At 69.6% G+C, this 11,753-nt stretch carries 10 protein-coding genes and 1 pseudogene; 9 read left to right on the top strand and 2 right to left on the bottom strand.

The window, feature by feature from the left end:
* The first annotated feature begins 96 nt into the window (after positions 1-96).
* The 9 genes and pseudogenes from manB to EAS64_RS07190 all read left to right on the top strand — a co-directional run bounded on the left by manB (position 97) and on the right by EAS64_RS07190 (position 9,248).
* Positions 97-1,182, top strand: a complete 1,086-nt coding sequence (manB, locus tag EAS64_RS07225; RefSeq protein WP_222849058.1) for a mannose-1-phosphate guanylyltransferase — start codon at positions 97-99, stop codon at positions 1,180-1,182.
* A 206-nt stretch (positions 1,183-1,388) separates the two neighbouring features.
* Positions 1,389-2,177, top strand: a complete 789-nt coding sequence (locus tag EAS64_RS07220) for an FkbM family methyltransferase (RefSeq protein ID WP_145851854.1) — start codon at positions 1,389-1,391, stop codon at positions 2,175-2,177.
* 51 nt (positions 2,178-2,228) lie between these two features.
* Positions 2,229-2,354 carry a hypothetical protein gene (locus EAS64_RS46660; RefSeq protein WP_281283201.1) on the top strand — a complete coding sequence of 42 codons (126 nt, stop codon included), beginning with the start codon at positions 2,229-2,231 and terminating at the stop codon, positions 2,352-2,354.
* Between the two features lie 61 nt (positions 2,355-2,415).
* Positions 2,416-3,075, top strand: coding sequence for an HAD family hydrolase (locus tag EAS64_RS07215; RefSeq protein ID WP_145851853.1), 660 nt, complete (start codon positions 2,416-2,418; stop codon positions 3,073-3,075).
* A complete protein-coding gene (locus EAS64_RS07210; RefSeq protein WP_145851852.1) occupies positions 3,062-4,072 on the top strand; it encodes a DNA-3-methyladenine glycosylase family protein in 1,011 nt (336 codons plus the stop codon). Before EAS64_RS07215 ends, EAS64_RS07210 begins: the two co-directional genes overlap by 14 nt.
* 89 nt (positions 4,073-4,161) lie before the next feature.
* Positions 4,162-6,550: pseudogene (gene cofG / locus EAS64_RS47930) on the top strand (7,8-didemethyl-8-hydroxy-5-deazariboflavin synthase CofG); the annotation flags it as partial.
* 7 nt (positions 6,551-6,557) lie between these two features.
* A complete protein-coding gene (locus EAS64_RS07200; RefSeq protein WP_145851851.1) occupies positions 6,558-8,081 on the top strand; it encodes a flavin-containing monooxygenase in 1,524 nt (507 codons plus the stop codon).
* A 269-nt stretch (positions 8,082-8,350) separates the two neighbouring features.
* Positions 8,351-8,794, top strand: a complete 444-nt coding sequence (locus tag EAS64_RS48060) for a Trp biosynthesis-associated membrane protein (RefSeq protein ID WP_500691515.1) — start codon at positions 8,351-8,353, stop codon at positions 8,792-8,794.
* A gap of 10 nt (positions 8,795-8,804) precedes the next feature.
* Positions 8,805-9,248, top strand: a complete 444-nt coding sequence (locus EAS64_RS07190) for a cupin domain-containing protein (RefSeq protein ID WP_187365737.1) — start codon at positions 8,805-8,807, stop codon at positions 9,246-9,248.
* Positions 9,249-9,401: 153 nt separating this feature from the next.
* On the opposite strand, the gene EAS64_RS07185 is transcribed toward EAS64_RS07190, so the two are convergent.
* Complete coding sequence (locus EAS64_RS07185; RefSeq protein ID WP_145851848.1) at positions 9,402-10,754, bottom strand: coenzyme F420-0:L-glutamate ligase; 1,353 nt, start codon at positions 10,752-10,754, stop codon at positions 9,402-9,404.
* Positions 10,751-11,704 carry a 2-phospho-L-lactate transferase gene (gene cofD / locus EAS64_RS07180; RefSeq protein WP_145851847.1) on the bottom strand — a complete coding sequence of 318 codons (954 nt, stop codon included), beginning with the start codon at positions 11,702-11,704 and terminating at the stop codon, positions 10,751-10,753. The genes EAS64_RS07185 and cofD overlap by 4 nt, the downstream gene beginning before the upstream one ends.
* Between the last annotated feature and the right edge of the window lie 49 nt (positions 11,705-11,753).

Here is an 11,753-nt window from a genome sequence, read left to right as displayed (position 1 = left end):
GTCACTCAGGTCCGGTAAGTATGCTGCACGAGTTGCCGGGGCGATCCGGCGGCTCCCGCTGTCCATGGAAACCAACCGCTTAAGGTGACACTACCTATGCCGCGTGAACCGCTAGAAGCGATAATGCTCGTCGGGGGCAAGGGCACCCGGCTGCGCCCGCTTACCTTGTCCGCGCCGAAGCCGCTGCTGCCCACCGCCGGAGTACCGTTCCTCGCCCATCAGCTGACCAGGGCGGCGGAGTGCGGTATCACGCATGTGGTGCTGGCGACTTCCTACCGCGCCGAGATGTTCACCGAGGCCTTCGGTACCGGCGAGGATTTCGGGCTGTCGATCGATTACGTCCATGAGTCCGAGCCGCTTGGCACCGGTGGCGGCATCCGCAACGCGGCCGCACTGCTCCGCGGTGGCCCTGACGATCCGATCGTTGTGCTGAACGGCGACGTCCTGACAGGACATGACCTTCCCGCGCAGGTTGACCTGCACAGGAAGAAGGACGCGGCGGTGACGCTGCACCTCGTTCCCGTCGAGGACCCCAGCCGGTACGGCTGCGTGCCCACCGACTCAAGCGGCCGGGTCACCGCGTTTCTGGAGAAGACACCGAACCCGGTGACCAACCAGATCAACGCCGGCTGCTACGTCTTCCGCCGGTCGGTGATCGACACGATCCCCGCTGGTCAGGTCGTGTCGGTAGAGCGCGAGACGTTCCCCGGTCTGATCGCCTCCGGCGCGGTTGTCATGGGCTACGCCGAGGCCGCCTACTGGCTGGACGTCGGCACTCCCGAGGCGTTCGTGCGCGGCTCGTGCGACGTCGTGCTAGGGGCGCTGCACTCGCCGGCCCTCGGCGGCACGCCGGGCGTGTGCCTAGTGCTCGGTGACGCCCGGGTGGCCCCGGACGCGCAGCTTTCCGGCGGGACGACCGTGGGGTACGGGGCCGTCATCCAGGCCGGCGCAATCGTCTCAGGCAGCGTGGTCTTCGACGGCGCCTCCATCGGCGCCGGGGCGGTCGTCCGCGACAGCATCATCGGACGCGACGCGACGATCGTCGGCGGTGCCTTGCTTGACGGCGTCGTCATCGGCGACGGCGCCTATGTTGGGCCGGGCAACGAGCTCACCAGGGGACTTCGGCTGTGGCCTGGGGCGCGCCTGGAAGATACGTCAGTGCGGTTCTCCTCCGACGCGTGATCATGCCGCCGCCCAGCCGGACGGCGGCGCGGCGACTGGTGGCCCGATTCGACGCGGGGCGCCACGTTAAGTCTGTACTGTGGCAGAAATCGGCGGCCAGCCATGCACTCCGCGAGGGCTCGCTGGCCGATGCGAGCAGCTTTGCGCACAATGTCAGACGACTGGTCGACTGAAGCGTCAGTGGGATAGAAAGGTCCTTACCTTCGATGAAGATCGAGACCCGTGCGAAGGCGGTAGCTAATGCTATCCTCCGCCTGGCGGGCGTTCAGCTAACTCGCCTCGATTCGTGTGCAGACCGTGAGTGGTTCTACCCGGCGGTAGAATCGTGCCAGATTCCTACGCTGCCTTTCCTCCTTGAACTTTTCTTCGGCAAGCGGAATACTGGCACATTTGTCGAAGTCGGCGCTTTTGACGGCATCACGTACAGCAATACGTGGGGGCTGGCGGAGCGAGGCTGGACGGGCGTGATGGCCGAGCCGGTTCCTGCGCTAGCCGCCAAGTGCCGCAAGAATCACCAAATTCATTCCAGTGTGAAAGTCATTCAAACGGCGGTCGGTTCCGAGCCCGGGGTTACCTCCCTGATCGTGGCCGGCGAGTTGACCACCGCGAATCACGCGCAAGCGACTGAGTACCGGGACATTGACTGGGCTCGGAAGTTGGTCACAGACACTTCAATCGAAGTGCCTGTGACCACGCTTGATGCCCTCTTGGAAGAGCAGAAGGCGCCAGCCGAGTTCGATCTCCTCGTGGTTGACGTTGAGGGGTCTGAAGCGGCGGTCTTCGCGGGCTTCGCCCTTTCGCGCTGGCTACCGAAAATGATTATCGTGGAGCTTGCGGACACGCACCCCGACCTGTCGACCACGGCGAACGCTGATGCCCGGCTTTCGACGCAAATCCTGACGGAGTGCTACCGGATCGTCTACAAGGATTCGATAAACACGATCTTTGTTTCTGAGCGCCTCTTCAGCGCAACGTACGAGCCGACGCAGGCCTAGCATGGACGACCTTGTGGCCCGTGGCCGCTGTCAGATTTCGGCGGGGCAGTCATGGCCGCGGTGCACCTCACCGGCGAGGCCGTGCAGTTGGCCGGGGCCGAGCGGCATGCCGGACTGGCCCTGTGGCCGGGAACCCGTCTTGAGGCGACCTCGGTGCGGTTCTCCTCGGACGCATAGCGGGGCCCAGTCATGGCAAGCCCAGCCGGGCCTTGCCTGACTGGGCCTTAAGATCGTGGCCGTGGCTGGTCGCGGGTTGCTGCTTGACTTCGGCGGCGTGATGACGTCATTCCTGTCCGGGCGGATGGCGGAGTTCTGCATCCAGGTGGGCCTGCCCGTCGGCGCGATCGTCACGGCGCTGACGCGGACGCCTGAGGGACGCTCCGTCACCGCGCTCGCGGAGGCCGGGATGGTCCCGCAACGGGATTTCGAGACGATGCTCGCGCCGCAGCTCGGGCTGCCAGCCGACGGGCTGATCGCACTTGACGGCGTCGGCGTGCCGCCGCGGGCCGAGACGGCTGACCTGGCGCAGCGGGCCCGGGCGTCGGGGAATCCCGTCGGCCTGCTCTCCAACTCGTGGGGCGGCGGCGGGCACGACGTCTACACCGGATACGACCTCGCGGCACTGTTCGACGTGGTGGTGATCTCCCACGTGGTCGGCCTGCGGAAGCCGGAGCCGCCGATCTTCGAGCGGGCCGCCGCGAAAGTCGGGGTCGCGCCGCGGGACTGCGTGTTCGTGGACGACACGCTCGCCAACGTGGCCACCGGACGGGAACTCGGCATGGCGGCGGTGCACTTCACCGGCCAGCCGGGGCAGGTCGCCGAGGTCGAGCAGCTGATCGGGCTGCGGGAATCCGGCGCCAGAGTAGCCGATGCCGGAGTGACCGATGCCGGACAGTGAGTGGGTGGCGCCCTTCGCCGTTGACGTCAGGGTCACGCTGTCGGTACAGGGCCGGGGCAGGGGCGACCCGACGTTCCAGGTCGACGAGGCGGGCGCGATCTGGCGGACCTCGCTGACCCCGGACGGACCTGGCACCATCCGCGTACTGCCCGGCCGGGTGAGCCCGGATACCTCACTGGCGGCCACCTCCGTGCGCGCGCAGGCCTGGGGTCCGGGGGCGGACTGGCTGCTCGGCGCGCTGCCCGGGTCTCTCGGCTTCTATGACGACATTTCCGGATTCGAGGCGGACGCGCATCCGGTGATCCGCGACGCGGCGCGCCGCAACCCGGGGCTGCGGATCGGCCGCTCCGGCCGCCTGATGGAGGCGCTCGTCCCGGCGATCCTCGAGCAAAAGGTGGTCGTCCTCGAGGCCCACCGCGCCTGGCGCATCCTGCTCGCCAAGTACGGCACGCCGCCGCCCGGGCCCGCGCCACGCGGCATGCGCGTCTTCCCCGCCCCCGAGATCTGGCGGCGCATCCCGTCATGGGACTGGCACCGGGCCGGGGTGGAGGGCGTCAGGTCCCAGACCATCATCAGGGCGGCGATGGTGGCCGACAGCCTGGAGCGGCTGCTCACGCTGTCCCATGAGGAGGCCGACCGCAAGCTCAGGACGATTCCGGGCATCGGCGTGTGGACCTCGGCAGAGGCGAGGCAGCGCGCGGCGGGTGACCCTGACGCCGTCTCCGTCGGCGACTACCACCTGAAGAACGTCGTCGGCTGGGCCCTGGCGGGCAAGGACCGGTCCTCCGACGAGGAGATGCTCGTGCTCCTGGAGCCGTTCAAGGGCCACCGGCACCGCGCCACGCGGCTGATCGGCCTCAGCCGCGGCACCGGAACCGGCGTCAAGGCCGCGGGCTCCGCTGGCAGCGGCGGCAGGGCAGGCATCGCCAGGTACGGCGCGGGCGGCCCGCAGCGCCGCGGCCCGCGGATGTCCGTCCGCGACTACCGCAACTTCTAGCGGGGCGGCACGCGCCCGTCGCCGTGCCACCGGAACGCTGGCCTTGGCTAGTTTCTAATCGGCATTACGTGTGCCTTATGGTTCAACATATGAGCGCTTCGAGCATCGATCCGGGTGAAAGCAACGGTGTCAGCGAGGCTGCCACGCGCCGAGCGCTGGCCCGGGCACGCGACGGCAAGTCGCTTGACCAATCTGAGTCGACGATCCTGCTCCACGCGAGAGGCGACGACCTGCGGGTGCTGCTCGGCTACGCGGCACGCACGCGCGACGCGGGACTCGAAGCGGCCGGCCGGCCGGGTGTCATCACCTACTCCAAGAAGGTGTTCATCCCGCTGACCCGGCTGTGCCGGGACCGCTGCGGCTACTGCACGTTCGCGACCGTGCCCGGCAAGCTCGACAGCCTCTTCCTCAGCCCGGACGAGGTCCTCCAGATCGCCAGGCAGGGCGCTGCCCTCGGCTGCAAGGAGGCGCTCTTCACCCTGGGAGACCGCCCGGAGGCCCGCTGGAAGCAGGCCAGGCAGTGGCTTGACGCGCACGGCTACGACGACACGCTCTCCTACGTCAGGGAAATGGCGATCCGCGTCCTCGAGGAGACGGGCCTGCTGCCGCACCTCAACCCCGGCGTGCTCAGCTGGGAGGACTTTCAGCGGCTGAAGCCGGTCGCACCGTCCATGGGGATGATGCTGGAAACCACGGCCGAGCGCCTGTTCACAGAGAAGGGCGCACCGCACTTTGGCTCGCCCGACAAGGACCCGGCGGTCCGGCTGCGCGTCCTTCGGGACGCCGGCCGCAGCAACGTGGCGTTCACCACTGGAATCCTCATCGGGATTGGCGAAACCCCGGCCGAGCGCGTGGATGCGATCTTCGCGCTGCAGGCGGTGGCCCGCGAGTACGGCGGGATCCAGGAAGTCATCGTCCAGAACTTCCGCGCCAAGCCAGACACGAAGATGCGCAGCACGCCCGACGCGGAACTCACCGACCTGGCCGCGACCATCGCCGTTACCCGGCTGGTCCTCGGGCCCGAGGCGCGTATCCAGGCGCCGCCGAACCTCGTGGGCCACGAGCACCGGCTCATTCTCGAGGCGGGCATCGACGACTGGGGCGGTGTCTCCCCTCTCACCCCGGACCATGTGAACCCGGAACGCCCCTGGCCGCAGCTGGACACGCTTGCCGAACTCACCGCGGCGGCAGGCTTCACGCTCCGGGAGCGGCTCACGGTGTACCCGCCCTACCTGCGCGAGCCATGGCTCCACCCGCAGGTCTCGGCCCACGTCGCGGCGCTCGCCGACCCGGTGACCGGCCTGGCCGATGAGTCCGCCGTGCTGCGGGGCAGGCCCTGGCAGGAGCCTGCCGGCGCCGCGGCCAGCGGCGGGCAGTTTCCCGCCCGCTTATGCTGAATCGATGAGCCAGGGCGTGACCGATACAGGACTTCCGTCGCCCAGCCGGGTGCGTGAATGGCTGCAGGCAGCGGACGCGAACCCGGCATCCGTGCCGGATGAGGGGTATGCGGTGCTGCTCGGCGCGGCGGGCGAGCAGCTGGAAGAACTGGCCCGGCTCGCCGACTCGCTACGTCAGCAGGCGGTGGGCGGCGCGCTCACCTATGTCGTGAACCGGAACCTTGACACGGCCGCGGTAGCCGGGGCGGACCAGGGGTCACGCGAGCGGCTTTCGGCCCTGGTGGCCGAGGCGCGCGAACTGGGCGCGACCGAGATCTGCATGCAGGGGCCGCTTGGCGACTCGAACGACGACTATCTTGACTTGATCGCCGCCGTCAAGGCATCCGCGCCGGAGATTCACCTGCACGCGTTCCGGCCCGCTGAGCTGCTCGACGGTGCTGACCGTCGCGGGATACCAGTTGAGAAGTTCCTGCTCGCCGCGCGGCAGGCGGGTCTGGGTTCGGTCCCAGGTACCGCCGCGCGCATCCTCGATGACGACGTCCGGGTGCGCATGCGGGGTGGTCCCGACCTCCCGGTGTCCCGCTGGGTCGAGGTGATTGAGGCCGCTCACCGGGCTGGTCTCCCTTCCACTTCCACGATGATCTTCGGGCACGTTGAGACCCCCGATCAGCAGGTGGCGCACCTGCGCCTGCTGGCGGACATCCAGGACCGAACCGGAGGGTTCACCGAGTTCATCGCGATGCCGTTCGTGCCCGCCGCTGCCGCGGCCACCGCTCCCGGCCTGGTTGGCGCGCATCTCCCGGGCCCGTCGTGGCGGCAGTCGCGGGCCCTGCACGCGGTGGCACGGCTGATGCTGCACGGGCGGATCGGCAACATCCAGGCCGCCTGGCCGAAGTTCGGCCTCGACGCGTCGGCTGAGTTGCTGCGCGGTGGTGCCAACGATCTTGGCGGGCTGCTGCTCGACGGCCGTCTTGCGCCGGACGCGGGAGCCGAGGCCGGCCTCGTGCTGACACTCGGCGACGTCGAACGTGTCGCGCGAGATCTCGGTCGCCCGCTGCGACAGCGATCCACAGGGTACGGCCGGGGCCATGCCGGTGCGTGACGCACCGGCTGCCGAATCGGTCGACGTGCTGATCGTGGGCGCGGGCTTCGCCGGGATCGGCATGGGGATCCAGCTCGCGCGGCGTGGCCGGGAGTCGTTCGTCATCATCGAGCAGGCGCACGATGTCGGCGGAACATGGCGGGACAACCGCTATCCCGGCGTGTCCTGCGATATCCCGTCGCACCTGTACTCGTTCTCCTTCCGCCAGAACCCCGGCTGGTCCCGCGTCTTCGCCGAGGGGCGCGAGATCCAGGAGTACCTTCGCGCGTGCGTTCGCGAAGAGGGGCTCCTTGACCACCTGCGGCTGAACTGCACCCTGTCGCACGCTCAGTGGAGCGACGATGACGGGCGCTGGCTCGTCCGCACGACGCAGGGTGAGTTCTGGGCCGCCAGCCTGGTCATCGCGACGGGCCGGCTGACCGAGCCGAAAATCCCCCTGATCAAGAACCTGGACGGCTTCGGCGGGCGCTGGTGGCACTCCGCCCGCTGGAACGCAAAGGTGTCCCTTGTCGGGAAGCGAGTCGGCCTGGTAGGCACCGGCGCTTCGGCGATCCAGATCTTGCCCCGGCTAGCGGGGGAGGCGAGCGAGATCGTGGTCTTCCAGCGTTCCGCCCCATACATCCTGCCGCGCGGCGACCGGGAATATAGCCGGGAGGAGATCGAGCGCTTCGCCGCTGACCCGCGAACGGTCACCGCCCTGCGCGACGAGCTTTTCGCCGAGGCCGAACGTGGCATCGGGGCGCGGCAGCGGCGGCACCCGGATATCGACCTGCTACGCCGGCGGGCCCTGGACCACCTCGCCGCCTCTGTCGGTGATGCGGGCCTGCGCCGCCTGCTGACCCCGGGCTACGAAATCGGTTGCAAGCGGATCCTGTTCTCCGACGACTACTACGCCGCTCTGCAGCTCGGCCATGTCCGGCAGGAGTCCTCTCCGCTGATCCGGATCGCGGACAGCAGCGGGGCAAGCGCCGGCCACGGCAACCGCACAGCCATCGCGGCCAGCGGGAACGCCTATGAGCTGGATGTGCTCGTGCTCGCCACCGGCTTCAACGTCGCCCGGCCGCACATTGCCGGGCACATCCGCGGGCGGCGCGACCGGCTGCTTGCCGATGAGTGGAGCACCGGCATGGTCGCGCACGCCTCCACGACCGTGCACGGCTTCCCGAATATGTACGTGCTCGACGGGCCGAACGCGGCGCTCGGCCACAACTCGGCCATCTACATGATCGAAACGCAGGTCGGCTACGTCCTGCGCGCTCTCGATCACCTCGCGGCCAGCGGCGCTGACGCGCTCGATGTCACCGCCGAGGCGGTGCAGTCCTACATGCGCGACATCGACGCGATGGCCCAGGACACGGTCTGGGTACAGGGCGGGTGCACCAGCTGGTACCGCGACGAGCGCACCGGCCGGGTGACGCTGCTGTGGCCGGACTCGGCGACGTCCTTCCGCGACCGCCTCGCCACCTTCGTGCCGGGGCAGTACGAGCACCTTTCCCGAGGGGGGCACTAAGATCCCCGCCGTCCCGCTCGCGGCGCGGGACGGGGCCGCGTCCGGCCTTGAGCGGGTCGCCGCGGCGATCGCGAGCAACGGCGTGTGCACCTTAGTCCGACAGGGCCTGCCCATCCTCGCTCGTTAGCCGGTGACGCGAAAACCAAGCGGATCCGGCTAACGAGCCGGTGATCACGGAAACTCTTATCCTGGCGGAAACAAAAACCCCGATCAGGGGGAAAAGTTTCCGTGATAATCCGAATTTCCGTGATCATCTCCGCCTGTGCCCGATGGATGTGACCTGCGGTGCTAGCGATGCGGTCGGCGAAACCTTATCGTGCGCGAATCGCGGAAAACTTAGAGTTACCAGTCTTGTCTCCGCTGAGGACGCGGCACGCGCATTACTTCTGCGACCATTCATCCCGGTGCGGCGAAAGACAAGAGATTGGGATGAAAGAATGCGTCTTGTATCCGGGATTCTGTTGATGATCGCGGGACCCGTCGTTGTCTGGTCCGGGTACCTGCGGGAGCCGGCCGCCAGCGCGTGCGCCAGGGCCAACAGCATCAACCTCGATCTCGGCAAGCCGGCCTCGTGCTCGACCACACCCTCGTTGCTCTGGTTCGCCGCGGGCGCCGTGCTCCTCGTGGCCGGCCTGCTGCTCGTGCTGGCCGGCCGGCGCCGCCCGGCCGGGCATGCCGACTATCACATTGCTCCCATTCAACGGGGAGAGTAGACAGGCTGTCGTGACGGAGTCGCAGATCGTTCCGCCGGGAAAGGGCAAGGTCGTCTCCGCGCGGGGAAGCGTAATGGCGTTCAAGGCGATCGCCGTGCAGACCGGCGGGGATTTCTCCTTGATGGAGCGGACCGTGCCCCCTCGCGGCCGCCGCCCGTTGCCGCACCGGCATGTGAACTGCTCCGAGGCATTCTGGGTGCTCGACGGGACGATCACGTTCGTGCTCGACGGCGCGGAACAGCGGGGTAGCCGCGACGACTTCCTCCTGGTGCCGCGCGGTGCGTCGCACACGTTCGGCAACGACGGCGACGAGCCCGCACGGCTGCTCGTCATGCACGCCCCGGCCATGGACGCCTACTTCGCCGAGCTCGAGGCGTTGTGGTCGAGGCCGGAACCGCCGGCCCCGGAGGAGGAGCGCGCCCTGATGGCTCGCTACGGCATGGAGCCCGGCTGACGGTCGTGCACGGTTGACGTGCACGTTTCACATACGGGCAGTTATGCGGCCTTTCACCGTGCTAGCTTCCCTGCCGTGATCGACGGGCCGGCCGGCACGATCGCGGCTCAAGCTTGCCCGGCTCAAGCTGGCCCGGCTAAGGCTGACCCGGCCCTATCGGATCAGGGTGAAGGCGGCCGGGTCGCGCGGCGGCCGCGCGGGCGCGGGCGCCGCCGGGTGACCGACGGCGACCGCCCCCATGGGCAGCCAGCCGTCGGGCAGCCGCAGCGCGCCGGCCGCGACGTCCTGGCAGAACAGGGTCGAGGAGATCCACGCGGAGCCGAGGTTCTCCACCGCCAGGGCGACGAGCAGGTTCTGCACCGCCGCGCCTGTCGATACGACGAACATGTCGCGCTCCGCCCGGGTCCTGCGGTCGTCCGGGTAGGCGTTCATGGCCGACAGCTCAAGGCACGGAACCACGATCAGCGGCGCGTGCCGCAGCGGCTCGCCGCGCCGTAGCCTGCGGGCGATCTGCTCCTCGGTGAACCCGTCGCCGCGCAGGTCGGCGACCCAGGCGTCCTGCATCGCGTCGAGCAGAGCGAGCCGGGCGGTCAGCGAGGACACGATCACGAACCGCCATGGCTGGCTGTGGTGCGGCGCCGGAGCGGTCACCGCGGCGGCGATCGCCCGGTTGACGGCGGCGAGGTCGACCGGCTGCCCGGTAAAGGCCCGGACGGTCCGCCTGGCGGGCAGCACGTCGGCCGCGCCGAGCCGGAACATGTCCTCGGCCGAGGGCCGGACAAGCGCCCGTGCCCCGGGCCCGTCGGCGTCAGTGACGAGCGCGCTAAGCCCGCGCACGATCGCGACGGGCACCTGCAGCGACTTGCCCTTGACCAGGTCTCCCGCGGCCGCGATCTCATCGGCGACCGCGGCCATCGTGACATCGAGTGTGTTGCCCCACGCGTCCGCCTCGCCCCGGTGATCGCGGATCGGCAGCACGCCCGCCGCGCCGATCGCCGTGTCGGTCTGCCCGGCCCGCCACGGCCTGCCGAAGGTGTCCGTGACGACCACGCCCACGTTCACCCCTGGCCGGGCGCGCAGCGCCTTGCGCAGCCGCCGCGCCGACTCGTCGGGATCCTCGGGCAGCAGCACCACAGTGCCTGGCGCGGTGTTGGACTCGTCCACGCCGGCCGCGGCCATCACGAACCCGTGCCTGGTCTGCGCGATCGTCGTCGGTCCGCGCCTGGCCACCACGCGCACGGTCTCGGCCGCGATCGCCTCATCGCGGCTCATCGCGGCGACCCTGCCCTCCGCCTTGCTGACCACCTTCGAGGTGACCACGAGGATGTCGCCGTCGAGCAGCCCGGGGCCGCCGGCGGCAGCCGCCGCGCGGGCGATCAGGCCCGCCAGGTCGGCCCCGGCCGCGATCTCCGGCATCCCGGGTACGCCGAGTATCTGCACCGCGTCCGGTGCGCCGCCGCGCGGCAGCGGACCCGACTGCGATCCTTGCGCAGGCGCCTTGGTCATGGGGTCAGTTCCTTCGCTAGGTCGATGGCCGCCTGGGCGATCGCGGCGGAGGACGGCACGTCGCGCATGTAAAGCGGCAGCGCGCGGACCGCGATGCCGAACAGCGCCGGGTCGTCGTCAAGCGCCTTTTCCACGGCGGCCTTGTCCTGCTCGTCGATCAGCCAGCCGTCGATGAGCCCCGCACCGTAATGAGCTGCGACCGCGGCGGCGGTGGTCTCCACGCCGATGGCGGTCAGGCAGGCGTCGGCCATGCCGCGGACCGGCGCGCCGCCGATGATCCCGGACACGCCCACCACGGTCTTCGCCTCGACCGCGGCCCTGATGCCGGGCACGGCGAGGATCGGGCCGATGGAGACCACCGGGTTGGACGGCGGGAACAGCACGAAGTCCGCCTCCGCGATCGCCTCGAGCACGCCTGGCCCGGGCGCGGCGGCGTCGGCGCCGACCGGGATGATCGCCTCCGCGGGGACGGCCGCGTGCAGCCTGACCCACCACTCCTGGAAGTGAATCAGCCCGGAATCGATCTTGACCTGCGTCTCGACCCGGTCGTCGGACATCGGAAGCAGCCGGATGCCCGGCTGCCAGCGGTCGCACAGGATGCGGGTCACCTCCGACAGCGGCCGGCCTTCAGCGAGCAGCTGGCTGCGCAGGATGTGCGTGGCGAAGTCCAGGTCACCGAGCGCGAACCAGGACGGTCCCGCGCCGTAGGCGGCGAGCTCGTCCCTGATGCGGAAGCTCTCGCCTGCCCGGCCCCAGCCCTGCTCCTCGTTGCTGCCGCCGCCGAGCGTGTACATCACGGAGTCCAGGTCGGGGCAGACGCGCAGGCCGGACAGGGTGATGTCGTCGGCGGTGTTGCCGATGACGGTGATCGTTGCCTCGGGGGCGGCCGCGAGCAGGCCGCGCAGGAAGCGCGCGGCGCCGATGCCGCCGGCAAGCACGGTTATCCGCATGGCTGTAAGTCTGTCAGGTCCGCCCGCCCGGCGGGGTGCGCGGGGCCGA

This window comes from Trebonia kvetii (assembly GCF_007827045.1).
In the GTDB taxonomy this organism is placed as follows: Bacteria; Actinomycetota; Actinomycetes; order Streptosporangiales; family Streptosporangiaceae; genus Trebonia; species Trebonia kvetii.
This window is presented reverse-complemented; position numbering and strand designations above follow the sequence as displayed.